Raw genomic sequence first — 20,219 nt, forward strand, 5'->3', positions numbered from 1 at the left:
TCGCCCTCGCCGCCGGCATCTGGCACAACTGGACCACCGACGCCACAGTCAAACGCTCCCTGATCGCCTACGACCACTGAAAACATCGGACTCACTCATCTAGGGGCAAGGAACCCTGACCGGAGCCGAATGGGCACCCAGCGCTTCCGTCTGTGGTGAGGCGTACGCCGCACCGTGCCGTCCTGCCTCAGTGCGCCCCAGGGCCGCCACCTGTCGAGGCGCGCCGCTCACCGGACAAGCGGACCGGCCATGAGCACCCCTATGGCTCCCGCCCAGTCCCCGGGGGGACGGCGGCTCGGCAGTGGGTGGGCAGAGGGGAACACGGTCACCGGAGGAACGCTGCCCAAGGCCGGTACGAGGGACTCGAACCTATGAGCCGAGGGTGACGGCCACCCGTTTGGCCGGTCAGGACCGATTCGCGCTGTCAGACTCCCGGGAGGAAATGCGCCGGTGGGGCGTGGGGCGAGACGGGGGTGGGCGTGACCGAGCGCGGTACGGCCGGTGTGCTACTCCGGACGGGACGAGGCCGGGCGTGACGTACCACGGCGTCCCGCATGCACGCGCGGCGGCGGAGGACCGGCTGGACGGGCAAGAGCACGGTGACCTGTCTGGCGGGCAGCGGCGGAGCGACGGGCCGGGCCGGGAACGGCGGCGCGAAGGGCCCGGTGAGCAGCGGCGGGAGGATGGGGCTGTGCGTGCGGTGCCTCGGCACGTGGCCTGTGTGATGGACGGCAACGGGCGCTGGGCGCAGCGGCGTTCGCTTCCCCGCACGGCGGGCCACCGGGCCGCGGAGACCACCGTCATCGATGTCATCGAGGCGGCCCGGGGTGCCGGCGTGGAGTGGCTCAGCTTGTACGCCTTCTCCACCGAGAACTGGAACCGCCCCGGCGCCGAGGTCGACTACCTGATGCGTTTGGTCCGCCGGGTCGTGCGCAAGCACGCACCACTGCTGTTCGCCCGCGGCATCCGCTGCCGCTTTCTCGGGGTCGCCGACCCGCGTATCCCCCGTGAACTGGCCCGGGACTTCGACGACCTAGCGACGCTGACCGCCGACAACCGGGGGATGACGCTGACCGTCGCCTTCGACCACGGCGGGCGCCGGGACATCGTCGAGGCCGCAAGGTCGCTGATCCGCAGCGGGACGCCCGCCGACGAGGTGACCGAGCGGCTCTTCGCCAACCACCTGCCCTTCCCCGACACCCCCGACGTGGACCTGGTCATCCGCACCTCCGGCGAGCAGCGCATCTCCAACTTCATGCTCTGGCAGGTCGCCTACGCCGAGTGGGTCTTCCCCGAGGTGCTCTGGCCGGACTTCCGGGCCCCTGACTTCCTCGCCTGCCTGCACACCTACCGGCGCCGCGACCGCCGTTTCGGCGGCGTGCCGCCCCGGACGAACGGAGACCCAGCATGACCACCGGAACCACCCGAACGGCCGACGAGGCTCCCCTGTTCGGCCCGGAATCACAGTTCCGCGCCTTCTTCGACGACCCGCGCTGGGCGCTGGCCATGATCCGCGCCACCGTGCTGGAGGCCGCTCACCCGCAGATCGGCGCCGCCCTGGTCGACAACTCCACCTTCATCGCCCACCCCTGGCGCCGACTGCGCAACACCTTCCTCAGCATGCGGCGCATGTTCGGCGTCGACCCGGCGGTACGCGAACGCGAGGCCGCCCGGCTCAACCGGCTGCACGCCCGCATGAGCGGCTCCGACTCCCGCGGGCGGGCCTACGACGCGATGGACCGCGCGACCCGCGCCTGGGTGGTCGCCACCCTCTTCGAGAGCGCCATCACCATGTGCAGGCTGAGCGGCCAGCCGCTCGACCAGGACACGATGGAGCGGATGTACGCCGAGTACCGCGCGTTCCTCGCCGCGCTCGACGGCGACGCCGCAGAACTCCCCGACGACCTGAACGACTTCTGGCGGTACTTCGACCGGGTCGTCGAAAACGAGCTGGAGAACACCGAGGCGGCCCGCGTCATCCTCTACCGGCTCTTCGACCACCTGCCCGCCCCGGCGCTGCTCGACGGCGCGCCGGCACTGTGGGCGGCCGGCCGGGCCGTCGCCGGTCCGCTGCTCGGAGCGATCACCGTCGCCTCGCTCCCCGAGCCTTACCGGCGCAAGGCCGGCCTGCCGGAGATGCCGGGCGCCCCGACCCTCATGCAGGGCGCCTACCTCGCCGCCGGGCTCGCCCGCTTCCTGCCCGAGGGTTGGATCAACGCCGAGAGCATCATCGAAGTCCTCTCGCTCTCGCCCGGCAGCGACGACCCCCGCGCCCGGACCGTGACCGCCCTGCACGCCCGCATGAAGAGGGCATCGGCCCTGCTCCGCCTCCTCACACCACTGAGCGGCGACGCCGCCCCCGACCCGGCACCTTCGGCGGGCACAGGGGAGAGCCGGCGCTCGGCGGAGGAGTTCTTCCGAAAGGTGCTGGACCAGACTGGCGACGGCCACCTCGACTGGCCTGACCTCGCCGCCATGGCCCGCGAACTCTCCACCCGCCTCGACCTGGACGAACCCGAGGAGACCCGGCTCTACGAGGCCTTCGCCGCCTGGTGGCGGGAGCTCCAGGCCGCCCTCGACACGGACGGCGACGGCCGCGTCAGCGCCGATGAGTACGCCGCCGCCGTCCCCTCCCTCGCAGGACCCGCCCTCATCCGCGTCGCGGAGGTCCTCTTCGACGTCACCGACAAGGACGGCAGCGGGACCATCGACGCCCACGAGTACCGGACCCTCTTCCGCACCGCCTTCCACCGCGACCTCACCACCACCGACGGCGCCTACGGCCAAAGTGCCTTCGTGGGCGACTTCCTCTCCTTCATGTCGGGCCGCCGCACGAGCACCCCGTACGACCCCCTCCTCGCCGATGCGTAGGAGGCGGAGCAGAACTGGTCCGACGCCGGTCTCGGCGCGCTGGCGGACCTCGGCCTGCGGCGTGGACAACGACGTACGCCACCCCGTGATCGTCACCGCGTTCACACGCTCGCGCCCGGCAGGAAGGAAGCCAACCGCGGCCTCGCCGTCGGACGCGCACCGGTCGAACACGGCTTTGCCCCGGCGGGTCGTGCGTGGCGGGTGAGCTCCGCGTCGGCTGCGGCTGCGGATCTCTGGACGGTGACCCGTGTGACTGAGCGCGATACCTGCCCCGGATGAAGAACCCCGACACTCACAATCCACGCGTCGGCGGACTGGAGGAGGAGCCGCTATCAGCGGTGATCACGACCGGTCAGGGGGATGATTCCCCGCCGTTCGAGGCGGTCTTGGACTCGATCCGGGTGCCCCGGCTTGGCCTGGGGCGGCCCGCCTCCCCTGCTGAGCGGGGCGCCTCGGCCAGCTTCAGCACCGCTGCCCGGGCCCCATGCCCGTGAGCCCCACCCACTCAGCGAGCCAGTGCGCGTTCGGCTCCCGCAGCTGGCGGCCGTCGACGCTGGAGCTGCGGACGTGGACAAGGACGGTGTGGTCGTCGGCCAGCTCGTCGAGCTCGCCGGTGCAGGTGTTGAGGAGGAGCGTCACCTCCGCCTACTTGGAGTCCCCGAGGACGCCCAGCTCAGGCGCGTGCGGCCAGCACAGGCTCTCCCAGTTGATCTCGCTCGAGCGCCACGCTCTGGCCGATCGCCGCCATGAAGGCGTCCTCGATGCTGCCGACCGGCAAGTCGTACAACTCGCACTCCACCGGCAGTCGCCCCTCATACGCAGCCAGATCGGCCGGGGACCGGCCTTTGGACTCCGACGACCAACGCGGGCTGGTCGTCCAACGGCACCCCGTCGAACTACCCGGACTCCTCCTGCCCCGCGGAACCATCCCCCGGGCAGCTCCTTCGCCGCCCGCCACACCTCGGCGGTGGAACGAGGCTCGGCGTACACGGAGATCTTCCCCCCTCCTGCAACCGCCTATGTTGTATCCGGCAGAGGTCCAGAGGTAGGCCGGGCCCGTCGACACCAGACGCTCCACTATCGCCACGACAACATCCCGCCTGTGATAGCCACCGCCCAAGCCACCCTTAACCAGCAACGCCGAGTGAGCGTTGGGGTGAGCGCCCGGTCGGCGAGGCATCGCGTAAGGTCCGTGCCCGGCGAAGGGGATGTCAGTGGGCCGGGCCAGCCTGGACGGATGCCCGGCGGCGCCCCATCACCTCGAAGCCCATGCGAGCCGCCGGGCTCACCTTGCGGAACAGGGTTAGCTGGGCGTCCCCCAGGGGCAACAAGCACTGCCCACTCGTTCTTCGCCGTGTCCTGGCAGCCGATACTCACCCGCCGAGCGCTTGCCGTCTCCCAACAGGTGGCACGAGCTCTGGAACTGAGACTCGCTGATTCCGGCATGACCAGCAGAAGGCCCCCGCACCATGCTCCGCTGTGCGGCCGCGGCCGAGGACGTCCGGCATAACGAGCGCAACGGCTGCCGCTTGACCTCAACCATGCTTGAGGATGTTGAGTCGTTCACGGCGGTGAACGCGTCGCCCCGGAGTGGAAGCATCCGGTCTTTTTGACTCGGAACAGAAAGGGACACGGTCATGACGAACGACATCCTGGTGGTGGGGGCCATTTCGGCGGAGACCCAGGCGGCGGTGATAGGCGTGGTGAAGGACCTGGAGAAGGCGTTCAACGCCCACGACCCTATCGCCTTGAGCGAGCAGTTCGCCCAAGAGGCATCCTGGACCAATGCCGTGGGAACACGTCTGGACGGCCGCGAGGCGATCGCCGAGTTCAGCGGGCCCGCAATGAAGACCTTCTTGCGCGACTCCTACGCACGCTACGACGTCGTCAAGCTCCTTGAGATAGCGCCCGGGGTCATCGCAGTGAACGTCCAGCAGACACCCACGGACCGCTCCGGCAGCCCCGTCGAGGGCCCCCGCGGCGTGACGACCTACGTGATCGCACAGCAGCGGGATGGCTGGAAGATCGTGGTCGGCCAGAACTCCGCCGTCAACGCCCCGCCCGCCGGCTGATCACCACCTCCAGCCCCTCGGCCTGTCGCCTACTCCCCGCCCGGCCCCCAGCGGGCGGGGAGCCGCGTCACTCCGCATCATCGCCTCCACGACGTACCCGACGGACCACGAATCGCCCACACCCCGCAATGCCCCTCGACAATCGTCTTGTTCTCAGGCGCTGAGAGATCGCTGTTCCGCAGCCACCCGCGGCACTGGGTGGGGTGGCGGCATCCGGCGCACGGGCCGACCTGGCTTGGAGGGCAGGCGGGGGCCGGGGGCTTGGTGGGGGCGGGCTTGGCATGCCCATTGCGCCCCTGCCGTGTGGGCAGCGGTCGGCCATTGCCCCTGCCCCTCACCCCGTCTACGGAGCGTGTGCACGCCACCTGACCTGTGCATCACCGCTGTCGGATATATCTGGACGGCATGACTGGTCTACGTGAGGATCCCTAGGTGTATTGATCACGAGCGTTGTTGACACTCGGCGGTCTTGATCACGGCGAAGACCTCCGGTGTGGTGGAGGTGCCGTACGCCCACGATGCCGGGCGGGCCCGTCGCCGGACGGGCCCGCCCGGCATCTGGCATCGGCATCCTCCTCGCGGGCCGTCGCCTCGTGGGTCTGGGAGCGCATCGCTGTGGAGACAACAACTTTGCTGCCGCCGCGCGGTCGACTCCGAAGCTGCCGCGGTGGCCGAGGTGTGGCTGCGTTCCTTCGGAACAGCGCTTCCGCGCGTGCGCCGAACGGAGACGGATGAGCAGGTCCGGTCCTGGTTCCGGGAGGTGATTGTGCCTGACCAGGAGACGTGGGTGGCGACGGCCGATGGCTCAGTGGTCGGCATGATGGACGACGGAGACCTAAACCAGCTACCTCGATCCGGTATGGCGTGGCCAGGGCATCTGTGACGGTCTGGTGCACCTGGCGAAGGAGCGTCGCCCGGCCGGGTTGCCGCTGTGGACGTTCCAGGTCGACAAGTCAGCGCGTCGCTTTTATGAGCGGCACGGCTTCGTTGCTGCTGAGTACACCGACGGGGACCGCAACGAGGAACATGAGGGGGAGATCAGGTACGTGTGGCGCCCCTGAGAGGCAGAGCCCCCAGGATGTTCAGGCCCCTGCGACAAGTGGTCGTCCGTCGAAGCGAATGTTCTTCTCCCTGCAGACACATCGCCCGCCCCTTGACCTCAATCTGCCCTGGCCTGAGGGCGTCGCGAGGGTCGATTCCGTGGCCCAGGGTCACGCAAGCAGCCGGACCCGCACATCACCGGTCTCGCGGTCCATCTGCACGGCATAACCGGCTTGCGTCAGGATTGCCAGCAGCGCCGACCGCAGCGCAGCTCGGAAGCCCTCATACTCGGCACCCGCCCGGCTCTCAGGATGCAACTCGCTGCCCGTCACCCAGCCCACCATCACCGAGTCCGTCTCCCCCCGCACGCGCAGGCCAGGGCTGCCTTCATCGGCCGCTGACGCCACGTCGAAGCCAGCACGGGCCAAGGTCCCGCACACATCAGCGAGCAGCTTTTCCACAGAATCAGAGGTCACAGCCGAAGCCTATCTCCACAGGTTCTGACGGTTTCGGGCAGAGAGGCTTCACATACGGAAGCGGGATGCGCAGCCGTTGCTGGCGGTTGCATGGCCTTCCAGCTTGCGACGCCCGCGGATGCTGCTTGCGGTGGGTGCTGCGTGATCGCCGGAACGAGCACATCCGTCGGTCTTCTTGCCCGTTCTGTCAGCGTCGACCGACGGTGTCACTACCAGGGCCAGGGGACGGTACCAAGCGTGCCCCGGTGAGGCGGCTCAGGAGGCATCGCGAGCGACCGCAGCAACGGGGGCCACGCAGAAGACGGGCGAGTCCGGGGTGCGGCTCTTTTTCTGGAGCTAGGCCAGGAACTCGGCCGGGTGCCCCAGGCTGAGAAGCGTCCAAAATCGTATGGACTCGAGGAGCCGCGGACTGTCTGCCCTCGATCACCGGCCTTACCGATCTGTGCACTTTCTCATGGGCCGCTGAGTCTGCGTCGGGTCGTCGGCCAGGGCTATGCCGGCGGTGATGCGTTTGCCCACCGGTTCACGGTGTGCCTCGAAGGTGGCTTCTTGAAGAGCGGGAAGCGTGTGCAAGTCGAGTTCCCCTGCCACGCTGACCACAGTGCGCTGGGGTTGTTGTCCGGCGGTCACGATGACACCGGTCATGGTGCTCCCCTCGTTCCAGGGGTCGAGCCCATCACGCCGCGGCATCCGGGGGCGTCAAGAGCGCGGCGTGGGGGGCCACGCACAGCCGAGCGAGACCAACCCGTACCGCGCCCCGGCCACCGAGATGACCTTCCAAGCGCGGCACGGGGCCTCCCACCAGACCAGGTCGGCTGCCCTGGCAGCGTTGCACGCACTGGCCGCTTCCCACCAGCCACATCCCGACGTTCACGGTCGGTCACTTCTGTAGGTGATTGTCGCACACGCGTACGTTCGGCTGGGGAAATCGATCACGCGGAGAAATCGGCATGGCTGGTCGAAGATCCATGGCCCCGGGACAGCGAAGTCTGGTGCTAGTGCCGTGTCTGGGAAGGTTCGCCGGGTTGTTGCTCGCGGGTCGCCACGGCATCGGTCCTCCGCCTGGTGGAAGCCCGCGCGCGGCCGAGGTCCGGACGTGGTCGGCTGAGGGCAGACATCACGCGGGGACGCTTGGCTTGGCTCACCGACGGCCATCCACGTGGGCGCGTCTTGGCACGGCGAAAGGAGCGGTCATGACCAGCCGCACAGTTCAGGATCGGCTGTTCATTGGCGGGGACATGGTCACGCCGTCCTCGGAAGAGGTGATCGAGGTCATCTCTCCGGTCACGGAGGAGCGGGTCGGTACGGCTCCCTCGTCGACGCCTGCCGATATCGACCGTGCAGTGCGCGCGGCGCGCGCTGCCTTCGACGATGGTCCCTGGCCCCGCATGTCTCCACAGGAGCGGGCGGACGCGCTGGGGCCGTTCGCCGAGCACCTGCGCGCACGTGTCCCCGAGATCGCACAGCTCATCACCACAGAGATGGGCTCACCGATCAGCTTCTCAAACCAACTCCAGGCACCGGTTCCCGTGATGGTCCTGGACTACTACCGGGAACTTGCCGCGACGTTCCCCTTCGAGCAGGATCGAGCAGGCCTCAGCGGTCCCGCGCGGATCCTTCGGGAGCCTGTGGGCGTCGTAGGGCAGATCGTGCCGTGGAACGCTCCGCTCATCCTGACGATGGTGAATCTTGCTCCCGCCTTGATCGCCGGGTGCACCGTCGTGCTGAAGCCCGCGCCGGAGACCCCGTTGGATGCGTACTTGCTCGCCGAAGCTGCCATGGAGGCCGGTCTGCCCCCGGGTGTCCTCAACATCGTGCCCGCCGACCGGGAGAACAGTGAGGCGCTCGTACGGCACCCGCTGGTTGACAAGATCAGCTTCACGGGCAGCTCCGCCGTAGGGCGGCGGGTCGGCGCGCTGTGCGGCGAGCAGTTCAAGCGCGTCACCCTAGAGTGCGGCGGGAAGTCGCCCGCCATCATCCTCGAGGACGCCGACACCGACAGCGTCGTGCCCGCCCTTATGCCGTACGCGATCATGATGTCCGGCCAGCACTGCCTGGCACAGACCCGGATCCTCGCTCATCGCAGCCGCTACCAGCAGGTCGTCGATGCGCTCTCGCAATCAGCTGCCGAGCTGCGGGTCGGCAATCCCGATGACCCCTCGACCGAGGTCGGCCCCCTGGTGGCCGAGCGCCAGCGGCGGCGGGTCGAGGACTACATTGCCAGCGGCCGGAAGGACGGCGCGACGATCACGGTCGGCGGCGGCCGGCCCGCGAGCCAGTCGAAGGGCTGGTACGTCGAACCGACGATCTTCGCAGACGTCGATAGCTCCATGCGCATCGCGCAGGAGGAGATCTTTGGCCCCGTGCTCGTCGTGATCCCATTCGACGACGACAACGACGCGGTCCGTATCGCGAACGACTCGAAGTACGGCCTGTCGGGAAGCGTCTGGACCAACGACCTGGACCGGGCCATGCGCATCGCTCGCCAAGTGCGCACGGGGACCTTGACGCTGAACGGGTACCGGATCGAGTTCGCCGCCCCCTTCGGCGGATACAAGGAATCCGGGATCGGCCGCGAGTTCGGGCCCGAGGGCCTCAGCTCGTTCCTGGAGTACAAGACGATCAATTTGCCCGGCGATCCAGTGCCGTGACCGGGAGAGGTCCGGCGGTCAGGCCGCGGCCTGGACCGCTTCGCCGCCCAGCGCCGGATGCGCCAGATATCGGTCCGTATGTGTCCCTGTTCGGCCCAGCAGGAGCCCGCGGTCGGCCGGATGCTCAGGGGGGCCGAACTCATCGAACGCGAACGTGTGGTGCGGGCGCATGTTGATCGCGTACTCGCTCCGGTCGAGCTTGGCGTCGAAGTCAGGGCCCGGGGATTGCTTCCAGGTCTTCGTGCGCTGGAAGGAGATGTCGCGGCGGGCCAGTAAGCAGCGCAGGGTCTCCCGGCCGATCCAGACCGGCCGGGAGATGTTGCGTCGCAAGTGATCGACGAGCTTGCGGATCGACCAGCGGGTGAAGGGCTTGCCGAGCTGGGTCGGGCGGGCGGTGGCCGTCTGGACGACGAAGTCCTCGTCATCGGGGCGGAGTAGGCCGGGACGGCCTCCCGCCCATTGAGGGTTCAGACAGGACAGCTCGACCTCGTTGAAGCGGTGGATCACATCACGGACGGTGTCCTCGTCAGCCTGCACCAGTCGTGCGATGGTCGGGACCGTGCTGCCGCCCGCCGAAACCGCACCGAACTCGTGCTGCCTCGCTGCACGACCTGCTGCAGCTTCGGCCTCTCCTGCTTGGTCAGCATGCGTACCAGGACCGATTGCGCCCTCCCGCCCCCACACCCGACCGGAAGTGAGATCACATCCAACCGGCTCAAGAGCCACCAACACCACCCCGGCGAACGTTCCCGGTCACAGCACTAGCTCCGGCCTCAGGCGCTGCACGCGATACGGCCCATCCGTCCGTCCTGGCGCACCACGGCCAGTGCCCCAAAACACCTCGGGAGGTGTACTCCGAGCCGCGCTGGAACACGGCCCTCGACCGAACGGGGCAACAGTGGGTAGCTTGTCCACTCCATCGCGGGCCCCTGACAGGCCATCGGACCGCGCGCCTCGTACGGTCGACATGGCACCTCCGACATGACGGTTCGGTGTCGTTGTGGGGCCCCGCGTTCCTTCGCACGTACGCGGGGTCACCATCTTGCGGAGCAATGTCGTCGTCGAGATGTGGTTCATCGGACAGGTCAAGGGCGCGTTCATCGCTGGCGGGGGTGAGGAGTCGTTGTCGTGGCCTGCGCCTGTTGCGACTGCCACGGCTCGTCCCCCCAGGTCGCACTGTTCGGCGATCCAGGTACTCGTGGGGCTGGCACGAAACCGGGCATCTTCGCTCCATCCCGTGAGGATTGGCAGGGGCCGCACGGCGGGGCGCTGGTAGCGGTGTCAGCTGGGCTTCGCGTGACGGTCGCCTCGTTGTGGGAGATGCGCAGCACGGTGAGACGGGTTGCCTCGCTCGGATGCTGCGGGCGTGGCGTATCGCCCAGTCGCGTACCGTCCGTCGGCTGTGTCGCTCGCGGGCATCTTCAACCCGCTGGCTCCGGGTGACGAGGCACGGTTCCATCCGTTGAAGGTTGGGCTCTGCCGCGCTGGAGGTAACGGCGTGCCGCGGACTGCCGGCTCCTCAGCTCTATGACGGCGGCGATCCGTGCCCAGGTGCTCCGCTGGTGCGAGCCAGAGTATGCGGATGCCGAGCTCATCCCCCTACGAGGTCGCCCGACTCGGCGGCTCGGCGTGTGAGCGGCGCGCCACGGACTCATCCTCGTGGGGCTGCCTTGAGGGCCCAACCCGCCCGGCTAGGCTCCCCTTCCGCAGGTCCAGTTGAATGCCGAGACAGTCGACGTGCATTCGCAGGAGCGATGCTCGTGGCACTCCGCCCTTCCCGTCCCGCGACCGACCGGACTGGGTACAGTCACAGCGAAGGGGTGACCGGTCGCCCCGACGTCTTCGGTCCTAGGTTCTCGAATCACCGGACTGCGTCCCTCAGTGGTAGCACTGAGGGACGTTGTGCTGTGTGAACGAGCGACACTGTGCCCCTACAGACTTGTCCACGCGACGCGCACCCGTGCCAGATGAATACCAGGCACATCCCGACGCGGACATCCATATGACGAGACCGGACAAGACCTCTTCCCGACGTGGCCCTGTTCTACCTCCTGCTCGGCTCCTAATCGGGGGCCGACAGCGCCCTAACCTCCACGAGCCTTCCATCCGCGAGGGGCCGGCAGGGCTGTCAGTCTCCGGTGATATACCTACGCCGTGACCGCTTTCCGTGACTTCAACTTCAAGCTCCTCGTCGTCGAGAAGCTCATGTACTGGGACGCGACGCTGTCTCCGGCGTTCAGCCTGAAGCAGCACATGCGGGCGCGCGGGATCGAGGATCTCGACGCCTACGTCCAGAAGAACGAGCTGGAGTACACCGTTCTCGACGAGGCCCGCACGTACTTCGAGGACCTGGAGATTCCGGCGCAGCTGCTTGCCACCGTGGAGGAGCTGACCTTCGACGGCGGCCACCAGGTCTTCATGGAGTGTGCCCCGGTCTGGGACGGCGAGGACGACCTCTTCGACGTAGGTTGCCTCGACGACCTGGACCTGCTGCCCAACCTCAACCTCTTCACCGGGGGGCGCGAGTTGGAACACATGCTTCCCGGCGCACTGGAGATCCTCGCGGCCAGAGGCATCGCAGCACGCTAGCTCGGACAGCCCTTCGGATCGCCTTCGACCAGAGTCAGGCGGCAGGAGCTGGTCGGCGCATGCGCGCGCAGCAGACTGGAGCTGCCAGTTCACGTCCTATGACACCCCGGGGGAAGGTTGGGTCTCTGAGGACCCCTCGGTCCCCACACATGCCAGGTGAGGTGCCATATACGGTGCTGGCGTTCACGTCTGCTCTGCCTAGAGATCCAAGACACTCAGCCGGCCGCCGCGGCCGCCCCCCAAACCGCGGCACATCTTGAACCGTCACGTCCAGGCGCAGGCGCTTGAAGCTCAGCGGGTGCCGAAAGACGCCGCCACGGTCGACGGCGGTATCGGCACTGACCTCTGCCACTAGCTCGGAGCGGACAAGGGATACGTCCAGGACGTCACGGCTGCCCCACGCCAAGGGGAAGCGGATGCCGGCCGAGGGGTGGGCCCAGGTCGGCCGCGGCGAGGTTCTCGTCGACCAGGTGGGCCGCGTCCGGGCGGAGCGGGACGGTGCGGCCGATAGGGCAGAGGTGGCCGGCGTGGTCGTGGCGGCCGAGGATGAGGAGCTGGGGGCGGGCCAGGGAGGGGGAGACGGCGCCGAGGATCGCCTCGGTGATGTCACGGCGGCGCAGTTTGTACCAGTCTCTGAGTCCGGGGCGGTAGGGCTGGCTCATGCCTTTGACTACGATGCCTTCGACCCCGGATACGTTCGTCCAGTCCTCCAGCCATTCTCCCGACTTGGCCTCGTCGGTGATTATCGGACACAGCATCCAGGGGGCGACAGTCCGTAGGTGTGGAAGAGGTCTTCCAAAGCGTGGCGGCGTTGCCGGTAGGGCTGGTTAAGCCGCTCGATTCCGTCCTGCTGCAACAGACCAGACCGCTGGGCAGCTGCTCGGCTGCGGCCGCGACGAGGCCGGGGAACGGGCCTTGGATCAGCGACCCGCGCCGGGTCTGCAGCAACACCCGGCCACTCCGCCCGGCCACGGTGAACAAGATCGCCCTCAACCCGTCGAACTTCTGCTCAAAGGCCAGTGCGCCCGCCGCATCAGGGCCCGGCACCGACTCCACAGCCGGACCGGAGCCGACGAGCAGTCGTGCCGGCGGCCGTCCGCGGGCGCGCATGACGAGCACGGCGGAGCAGCCGCGCACACCGCCGGACTCCTTCGCCCCTGGCGGGCGGCGGCATCGCGGCCGCAGGCCGCGGGCCGAGCGCGGTCTGCGGGCCGGGCCTGCGGGACAGGACCGGCCCGCAAGGCCGGCGAACCGGCGGCCGGCGACCGCGAAGCCTGCGGTCGGCGCGACCGCGGTGGTCACGCGCTGCGTGGCAGGTCCGGCCCGCGGGCACCACGCCGGTTCCCCACGGGCAGATGCCGGTTCCCGCTGCCGGAGCCCCGCGCGACCGGGATCCCGGGGGCCCCTTCGCGGGACCGGGTCCATGGTCGGCGTGGTCCGCGTCGCCAGGACGAGAGCGGGCCGCTCTACGCGGACCGGCGCGGCAACGGGGCGGGCGGCAGTGTTCACCCGTGGGAGGCCGCCGGCGTCGGGGACGAACGCCGCCGTCCCGTCCGCCGCGGTTTCATGGTCCGCGCCGAGGGCAAGCCGGGCCGTGGCTCCTTCGGTCATGCCGACGGTGGACCGTGGCGCCGAGAGGGCTTTGCCCGCTAGCAACAGCCCCAGCGCGGATGGCGCTCCGTCGTGGTGTCGGCAGCCCCGTCCGGTCAGTCGGCCAATCGCTAGGGGGAAACCGCGCCGGGGCGCGGCGACATGCGCAGCCGTGTTTCGGGGCATCAACGGAATCACCGGGCCGTCATTGCGAGGACACGTGAGGCGGTCTGCGGTTGGCATCGGGAAGCGGCCCGGCGGGTTGTGCTCGTCGAGACCTAAGCGGCGTGGTGGGCGGCGATCTGGTGACGAGCCGTCGAGTCTCAGCGGCACCGTGGAGTGAGCGCGTTCGCGTGTCGTCGGCTGTAGGACTCGCGTCGTCTTCTGCGGCCAGACGTGGGAAGAGGTGCTCTTGGAGGGTGTCTGTGGCGAAGAGGAAGGCCACCAGGAGGGCGGGCACGAGAAGAGCGAGCAGGGCCATGGGACCTCCCTTGGGGGCGGTCGGCCTGTGTAGCCGATGGTGCTGCTTCTCAGGATGGGACCGAATGGCGTAGTGCACATGGGCGCGGTTGCGGCACTACCGGAAGCACAGGGTCCGGGGCGGGATTTTATGCGGCTTGCTTATGCCCCGGGTTTGGGCGAGATTGACTGGGTGACGAGACGGCGCGGGCGTAGTGCTCAACGCCCCATCGGTGGGTTGGAGCAGGCACGCGGATCCCTCATTCGCGGTATCGGGCCGCGCCCGGCGGCGCGGCGCTGACCAAGCGGCTTGCTCGCACTGCACCGACCTGCGGCCCTTTGACGAAGCCCGCGGCCAGAGGGCGGAGCAAGGGTCCACTACGCGGCATCGGGTGGGTGGGCTGTTCGCCGGCCATGAGCTGGGTCTGGAATACCGCCGGGCGGCCCGGAAGCCCAGCATGGATATTGCGTCACATCGAACGGGCAGCGCAAAAGCTGGACGCCACCCCGCCCCTGCCGTAATCCCGCAAGGATCCGTCGCCGATGACGCCGTGGCAACAGATGGGCCTTCTGCTCAGACGCTGGCCGGTCAAGGCCCCAGCCGGGTGCGGGTGCCAGCCACTACCCGCCGAAGCGAACGTTCTCAAGGCTCTCGACACTGAAGCGGTCTGCACCTTGAACGACCGGGTCCGACGGCTCCGGCTCGGACTGAGTGGAAGCGGATCATGGCTCCGGGCCCATCTCGCCCCCGACGGCGTCCACTACCCACCTGCTCCCGGATCCGGTGAACTACTACTGGCCCGGCAACCCAAACGGTCGCGGCGGCGAGATCGACTGGTGGCAGTCCACCATGCTGCTGCGGATGTACAACGGAGACCAGGTGAGCGGCATGGTCGCCGTACTCCCTGAGACCTTCACGGCGTTGCCCTCGACTTTGCCCCGGAAGGAACATCGGAGGGGCCGGGCCGGCGGTGACACCGCACGCATGCGGCTGTTGGAAACCCCCGACCTCACCCCGCGCGGCCAGGCGGCCGGACAGCTCGCCTCGGACCTGGCCCGCCGGATCCCCGCGGAGTAGCCGTCCCACCTGCGACCCCGGCCCGGCGTGGTGTCTCAGTAGACGATGCCGAGGTCGGAGTCGGGTCGGCAGATGTCCCACGCCTGTATCCGGCCGGCCGTGAGGGCGTGGTGGGCTTCGTCGCGGCTTCAAAACGTCTGCGCCAGGAGGGCCCCGCCTCGGCGACCCGCAGTTCAGGTCAAACGGACCTTCGGGCCGCTGGCCGTTCGCGGTTACGGAAGCTCTGTAAGTTCGCCATCGACGGCGAGCGTGCCTTCCTTCCCGGCGAGTGTGCCTCCCGTGAAGGTAGCGGCGCCGACGAGTCGGATGCCACCAGTAGTGCGATTCAGCGGTGTTCCGATCAGTCCTCCGGCCCTTCCCGTAGTGAGCGTCAGCGGCAAGCTTGAGTCACTGGCAGGAAACGGAAGGTCAAAGTGGAGGCCGGCCGGCAATCGCACGGTGCCTGTGTTCTTGTCGAAGGTGCCGTTGCCTCCTCCCGTGTGGGTGACGGTTACCGGTCCGTTGCCAGTTTGCACCGTGACGGGGGGGATGGAGCTGATGCTGACTTCGGTGCGTGGGTCGTTGAAGAACAGTTCCACGGTGATGGGGGTGGTGAAGGGGCCGCGGGCGCGGTCGTCCGTGGTGGTCAGGGTCGCGGTACCGGTGAGGGAGGTGAGCAGACCGGGCGCCGGCCGGACTTCGAAGTCCATGAGGTAGGTCATGTGGGTGTTGCTCGCCGGAATGGAGTGGACGCCCAGGCCGAAGTTATTAGCCGCACCGAATCGTCGGACGAAGCCGGGAAGCGGATCGTCAGCGCTGCTGACGTCCTTCTCCACCCCTCCGACAGCGATGTCCAGGGTGGATGTCGGCGGGACGCGCACCAGGAAGGTGCGGTTGATGGGAGTGATGCCGATACGTAGATCGTTGTCCACGAACTTCTGCGTCTGGCCGTTAGCCGCGAGTGTGAACTCGACCTCGGCATTGCTGCCGGGATCGGAGATCTTACTTACGGCAATACGCCGGAAATGCACTTCCAGATCCATGAAGGTCGCCTTTCCTGGATGTAGACCGCGATCGGACGGGCCCGGCCCCTCTGCGCACGGTATTCGCCGAGAAGACGGCGCAGACTGAGGACGAGGTCAGGGGGCACGCGCCACCCGCGGTCGAGTCACCTACACTCTGGCAGGATCTATCCCACCCGACAGCTCAACCAGGGCAAACGGGTAACGGATGGCGAGACCATCCGCCGCGCAGTCGCCGCCGGACGCATCAACCGCCGCGGCAAGGACCACTCGGTCCGCCTCACCGCCCCACTCGAACTCCACCGCGCCGCCCTCCAGCAGAGCGCGGCCGTGGCTGCCGATTCCGCCGGCCCCGCCGCACGCAAGGCACACCGGGTCTACACCGCCCGCCTCACGGCCATGGGGACGACCCCTGATCTCCACGGCTAAAAGGAGTTTCGGCCGAACTCTTCCGGCGCGCTCAGCGTGATCCAGGGCCGGAGACGGGCTCACTGCTAACCGCTGCCTGATGGATCCCCGACACCGGAGGATTGGTTCGTCTCTCGAAGTTTGGCTTCCTATCTTGCTAGCATGTTAGCATCGTCTTGTGGGTGATGAGGAAGTCAAGCAGTTCAACGTGTATCTGCCGATCGGGCTGATCAAGCAGGTCAAGTACCGCGCTATCGAGTCGGAGATGTCTTTGTCGGCGTTGGTCGCTGACGCGCTGCGCTCCTACCTCGACGACGCCCATGGGCCCAGACAGCCATCGACCGAGCAGGAGAGCTGACATGGCGACCGAAGGAATCGAGGCCTGTTCCTGCCGACTCACAACTGGGGCAAGGCAGCGAAGTTTTTCCAGACGTTGGGATACGAGCTGGAGTTTGCGACGGACCACAACTCCGGGCAGCTCCGCAACGGCGACGGTCCCTGCGTGTTCATCGCCGAGGTCCCCGAGGACCGGGAGCCCCACACGCGGGTCGTGCTGCGGGTGGCTGACGCAGACGCGTTCCGTCCCGATCCGGCCTTCGAGGTGGTCACGCCGTTCGAGGACATTCATTACGGGACCAAGGAGATGACGGTCCGTGACCCCGACGGGCGCCTGTGGACCCTCCAGGCCCCGGCAAGAACTGACCACGGGGAAGGGGAGCACCATGGCAGACGAACAGGTCGAGGCACCGGACAACACCGCGGTGCGGACGGCCCTGTGGCGGGCGATGCATGTCCAGGTCGACCCGTCTCCGCACGTAGTCGAGGACGAGATCGGCCTGCATCTAGCTGCCCCCGGCGATGACTGGCGCGACCGCCCTGACACGGATCCGCAGGCCGCCAGCGGGTTCCGGGCGGCCATGGTGGCCCGCGCTCGTTTCATCGAGGACCTGATCGCTGAGCAGGCAGTCCGGGGCGTCACCCAGTACGTCATCCTGGGAGCCGGTCTGGACACTTCGCCCAGCGCAAGCCGGAGCTCGCCTCCCGCCTGCGAATTTTCGAGGTGGACCAGCCTGGCACCCAGGCCTGGAAGCGCCACAGCTTGGCCGAACTCGGCTACGACGTCCCCGACTGGTTGCACCTGGTACCGGTCGACTTCGAGTCCGGCGCGTCCTGGTCCGAGCATCTTTCCATTGCCGGCTTCGAACCCGGCCGGCAAGCGGTCATTGTCTCCACCGGGGTCACCATGTACCTCACCAAAGACGCCACAGTTGACACCCTGCGCCAGATTGCCCGGCTCGCCCCCGGCTCAACGCTTGCCATGACCTTCCTGCTGCCGACGGAACTTGCCGACGAAGTCGACCGCCCCGGCCTCCAGGCCAGCCAGGAAGGCGCGCGAACCTCCGGAACGCCGTTCATCAGCTTCTACACACCGCAGGAGATGCTGGCACTAGTACTGCAACGGTCCTTGTCGTGACGGTTGGGTAGGTGGGTCGTTGGTTTGGTCATGGGTGGGGTTCTGGTTGATGCCCGGTCGTGGGCGGGTGAACTGAAGGCTTTGCACGAGCGGTTCGTGCATCGTTTTGCCAGGTCGGAGCCGCGTGAGTCGGCGCTGGCGTATATGCGGGGGCTGGTCGCTCCGCTGGAGCGGAAGAACGGCTGGACGCTGGCGGAGGAGGCCGGTCATGCGGGTCCGGACCGGATCCACCGGTTGCTGAACCGGATCGACTGGGACGCGGACGAGGTCCTGGACGACGTGCGCGAGTACATCGTCGAGCACCTGGGCGATCCGGATGCGGTGCTGATCGTGGACGACACCGGTTTCCTGAAGAAGGGCGTCCGTTCGGCGGGGGTCCAGCGGCAGTACTCCGGGACCGCGGGCCGCACGGAGAACTGCCAGGTCGGGGTCTTCCTGGCCTATGCCGCCGGTCGCGGCCGCACTTTGATCGACCGGCGCTTGTATCTGCCTGCCTCGTGGACCGAGGACCGGGAACGGTGCCGGCGGGCGGGCATCGACGACGCGGTCGTCTTCGAGACCAAGGTCGCCATGGCCAGGGCCATGGTCCGCCGGGCGGTCGAGGAGAAGATCCCGTTCAGGTGGGTGACCGCGGACGCCGGATACGGCTACTCCAAGAGCTGGCGGAGCGAACTGGAGCGGGCGGACGTCTTCCATGTCATGGCCACCACCCGGCATGACACCGTCGTCACCCGCTGGGCCCTCGACCATCCCGTCCAGGACCTGTTCCACGATCTGCCCCGGCAGAAGTGGAAGCGCCGGTCCTGCGGCAACGGCTCCCACGGCCTCCGGGTCTTCGACTGGGCGAGAGTCGAGGTCCGGCCCTGGCACCGCGAGGACCGCCGGCGCTGGGTGATCGCCCGCCGCAGCGTCCGCCGACCAGAGGAGATCTCCTACTACATCGCCTACTGCCCCACCGACACCACCGTCGACCAGCTGATCCACATCGCCGGTGCCCGCTGGGCGGTCGAGGAGTGTTTCCAGACCGCCAAGCAGGAATGCGGCCTGGACGACTACCCCAGGTCCGCCGCTACCCCGGCTGGCACCGCCACATCACCCTGGCCATGGCCGCCCACGCCTGCCTCACCGTCCTGCGGGCCCGCTACCTCGATGCCGGGAAAGCAGAAACGGATCCTCCGGCCTCGTCCCCCTCAGCCTCCCCGAACTCAGGCGCCTGATCCACCGCCTCACCCACCGCCGACCGGCACCCGTCGACCATGTCCTGCACTGGTCGAACTGGCGACGCCGACGACAACACCAAGCACGCGTCAGCCACTACAAACGGCGCGGCCACACACCACCGGAAACCAACAAACCATCACTACAAAGACTGTTGCAGTACTAGCTGGATACCAGGAGCCGTGACCTGACGAGAGCTCGGCTGGTGACGTTCCACCCGTGACCACTGCCTATCAGCGTGGAAGGGCCTCATCAATTACGGTCTTCAGGTCTGCCGGCAGATCAGGTGAGTCCCGCCAGTTCTGGGCAATCAGCAACAGCGCGACCCAGGCGTCACGCGCCTCAGCGTTCGACTGCCCGGAAGAACTGCGTCCAGCACCGGCCTGGCAAGACCGTTAACGACCTCATATAGGGCATTCGAGACCTTGCTCACGTCATCCAGAGGCGAGCCCGCAGCATGAGACTCGTCGAGCCGGATGGTGACTGAGGCAGACGAGTACGTCCTGGAGGAAGTCACGAAGGCTGCCAACTTGATGACGAGACGCAGACGCGGCTGATCAGGACTCTGAGACACACCGTCGCCCTATTCGAAGCGGGACCGTCGCTAACGTCCCTCACACAGCAGCGAAGCCCTGAACTGCAACGAGGCCAACAGGCCCGAGACAAGCGGGGTCATCGTCACGTACGTCCAGGTCGACTGAGCTGACGGTCGGTGTCTTTCGGACGCCGCCACAAAGGATCTGGTGTCGGCAGTCACGGACGAAGGATTGGCTGGCCTCATCGAGGCACTAGTGACCTGAGTCGGAGATTCGTCGGCAGTAGGCGGCTACTTTGTCGAGGATCTCGTCGGCGGTCCTCGTCCAGACGAACGGCCTGGGGTGCTCGTTCCAGTCGGCGAGCCAGGAACGGATGTCGCGTTCGAGGGCCTGGACGGAGCAGTGGACACCGCGCTTGAGCTTCTTCTGTGTCAGCTCGGCGAACCACCGCTCCACCAGGTTCAGCCAGGACGAACTCGTCGGCGTGAAGTGCATGTGGAAGCGCGGGTGCGCCAACAGCCACTTCTTGACGGCGGGCGTCTTGTGGGTGACGTAGTTGTCCAGGATCAGATGCACCTCGAGCTCGGCGGGGACCTCCTTGTCCAGCTTGGCTAGGAACTTCTTGAACTCCACGGCCCTGTGCCGGCGGTGGCAGGGAACCGATCACCTTCCCCGTGGCGACTTCCAGGGCCGCGAACAGGGTGGTGGTGCCGGCCCGGACGTAGTCGTGGCTGCGGCGCTCGGGAACCCCGGGC

General features: G+C 67.9%; 12 protein-coding genes and 6 pseudogenes. 11 read left to right on the plus strand and 7 right to left on the minus strand.

Annotated features, from left to right (window positions below; genetic code table 11):
• The first annotated feature begins 691 nt into the window (after positions 1-691).
• Together uppS and IE136_RS32460 are read left to right on the plus strand one after the other, a co-directional pair.
• The gene (uppS, locus tag IE136_RS32455; RefSeq protein ID WP_189602166.1) at positions 692-1,411 is read left to right on the plus strand and encodes a polyprenyl diphosphate synthase; all 720 of its coding nucleotides are present in this window, start codon (positions 692-694) and stop codon (positions 1,409-1,411) included.
• Positions 1,408-2,871, plus strand: a complete 1,464-nt coding sequence (locus IE136_RS32460; RefSeq protein ID WP_189602169.1) for an oxygenase MpaB family protein — start codon at positions 1,408-1,410, stop codon at positions 2,869-2,871. The genes uppS and IE136_RS32460 overlap by 4 nt, the downstream gene beginning before the upstream one ends.
• Before the next feature lie 462 nt (positions 2,872-3,333).
• Here IE136_RS32460 and IE136_RS32465 read toward each other — a convergent pair whose 3' ends face one another.
• Positions 3,334-3,510: a hypothetical protein gene (locus tag IE136_RS32465; protein ID WP_189602171.1), complete on the minus strand. Its 177-nt coding sequence runs from the start codon at positions 3,508-3,510 to the stop codon at positions 3,334-3,336.
• A gap of 998 nt (positions 3,511-4,508) precedes the next feature.
• Between IE136_RS32465 and IE136_RS32470 the strand changes: the two genes are divergently transcribed.
• Positions 4,509-4,943, plus strand: a complete 435-nt coding sequence (locus IE136_RS32470) for an SgcJ/EcaC family oxidoreductase (RefSeq protein WP_189602173.1) — start codon at positions 4,509-4,511, stop codon at positions 4,941-4,943.
• 613 nt (positions 4,944-5,556) lie between these two features.
• Positions 5,557-6,004 (plus strand): annotated as a pseudogene (locus tag IE136_RS36175) (GNAT family N-acetyltransferase).
• Positions 6,005-6,154: 150 nt separating this feature from the next.
• On the opposite strand, the gene IE136_RS32475 reads toward IE136_RS36175, so the two are convergent.
• Together IE136_RS32475 and IE136_RS32480 are read right to left on the minus strand one after the other, a co-directional pair.
• Positions 6,155-6,460, minus strand: a complete 306-nt coding sequence (locus tag IE136_RS32475) for a hypothetical protein (RefSeq protein ID WP_189602175.1) — start codon at positions 6,458-6,460, stop codon at positions 6,155-6,157.
• Positions 6,461-6,892: 432 nt separating this feature from the next.
• The gene (locus IE136_RS32480; protein ID WP_189602177.1) at positions 6,893-7,105 is read right to left on the minus strand and encodes an STAS domain-containing protein; all 213 of its coding nucleotides are present in this window, start codon (positions 7,103-7,105) and stop codon (positions 6,893-6,895) included.
• 548 nt (positions 7,106-7,653) lie between these two features.
• Between IE136_RS32480 and IE136_RS32485 the strand changes: the two genes are divergently transcribed.
• Entirely contained in the window at positions 7,654-9,111 is a 1,458-nt protein-coding gene (locus IE136_RS32485) for an aldehyde dehydrogenase (RefSeq protein WP_158993721.1), read from the plus strand.
• Between the two features lie 86 nt (positions 9,112-9,197).
• Here the strand turns inward: IE136_RS32485 and IE136_RS32490 are convergent.
• Positions 9,198-9,758: pseudogene (locus IE136_RS32490) on the minus strand (helix-turn-helix domain-containing protein); the annotation flags it as partial.
• Between the two features lie 1,507 nt (positions 9,759-11,265).
• Between IE136_RS32490 and IE136_RS32495 the strand changes: the two are divergent.
• A complete protein-coding gene (locus IE136_RS32495) occupies positions 11,266-11,700 on the plus strand; it encodes a DUF6892 domain-containing protein (RefSeq protein WP_189602179.1) in 435 nt (144 codons plus the stop codon).
• Positions 11,701-12,086: 386 nt separating this feature from the next.
• On the opposite strand, the gene IE136_RS32500 is transcribed toward IE136_RS32495, so the two are convergent.
• Positions 12,087-12,362, minus strand: coding sequence for a hypothetical protein (locus IE136_RS32500; protein ID WP_189602181.1), 276 nt, complete (start codon positions 12,360-12,362; stop codon positions 12,087-12,089).
• 2,171 nt (positions 12,363-14,533) lie between these two features.
• On the opposite strand from IE136_RS32500, the gene IE136_RS32505 reads away from it, so the two are divergent.
• On the plus strand, positions 14,534-14,827 hold the full coding sequence (locus IE136_RS32505) for a hypothetical protein (RefSeq protein ID WP_189602183.1): 294 nt from the start codon (positions 14,534-14,536) through the stop codon (positions 14,825-14,827).
• Positions 14,828-15,039: 212 nt separating this feature from the next.
• On the opposite strand, the gene IE136_RS32510 is transcribed toward IE136_RS32505, so the two are convergent.
• On the minus strand, positions 15,040-15,849 hold the full coding sequence (locus IE136_RS32510; protein WP_189602185.1) for a hypothetical protein: 810 nt from the start codon (positions 15,847-15,849) through the stop codon (positions 15,040-15,042).
• Positions 15,850-16,414: 565 nt separating this feature from the next.
• Here IE136_RS32510 and IE136_RS32515 point away from each other — a divergent pair.
• From IE136_RS32515 to IE136_RS32525, 4 genes and pseudogenes are all read left to right on the plus strand, one after another.
• On the plus strand, positions 16,415-16,594 hold the full coding sequence (locus IE136_RS32515) for a ribbon-helix-helix domain-containing protein (RefSeq protein WP_189602187.1): 180 nt from the start codon (positions 16,415-16,417) through the stop codon (positions 16,592-16,594).
• Between the two features lies 1 nt (position 16,595).
• A pseudogene (locus tag IE136_RS36180) lies at positions 16,596-16,933 on the plus strand (VOC family protein); the annotation flags it as partial.
• 25 nt (positions 16,934-16,958) lie between these two features.
• A pseudogene (locus IE136_RS32520) lies at positions 16,959-17,686 on the plus strand (class I SAM-dependent methyltransferase); the annotation flags it as partial.
• A gap of 54 nt (positions 17,687-17,740) precedes the next feature.
• Positions 17,741-18,927, plus strand: a pseudogene (locus IE136_RS32525) (IS701 family transposase).
• 789 nt (positions 18,928-19,716) lie between these two features.
• On the opposite strand, the pseudogene IE136_RS32530 reads toward IE136_RS32525, so the two are convergent.
• Positions 19,717-20,219, minus strand: a pseudogene (locus IE136_RS32530) (IS630 family transposase); the annotation flags it as partial.

Source organism: Streptomyces lateritius (assembly GCF_014649715.1).
Classification (GTDB): domain Bacteria; phylum Actinomycetota; class Actinomycetes; order Streptomycetales; family Streptomycetaceae; genus Streptomyces; species Streptomyces lateritius.

Coding starts and splice junctions, on each gene's coding strand:
- IE136_RS32470 (WP_189602173.1), top strand. CDS start 4,509: ATGACGAACGACATCCTGGTGGTGGGGGCCATTTCGGCGGAGACCCAG.
- IE136_RS32460 (WP_189602169.1), top strand. CDS start 1,408: ATGACCACCGGAACCACCCGAACGGCCGACGAGGCTCCCCTGTTCGGC.
- IE136_RS32510 (WP_189602185.1), bottom strand. CDS start 15,849: ATGGATCTGGAAGTGCATTTCCGGCGTATTGCCGTAAGTAAGATCTCC.
- IE136_RS32480 (WP_189602177.1), bottom strand. CDS start 7,105: ATGACCGGTGTCATCGTGACCGCCGGACAACAACCCCAGCGCACTGTG.
- IE136_RS32500 (WP_189602181.1), bottom strand. CDS start 12,362: ATGAGCCAGCCCTACCGCCCCGGACTCAGAGACTGGTACAAACTGCGC.
- IE136_RS32485 (WP_158993721.1), top strand. CDS start 7,654: ATGACCAGCCGCACAGTTCAGGATCGGCTGTTCATTGGCGGGGACATG.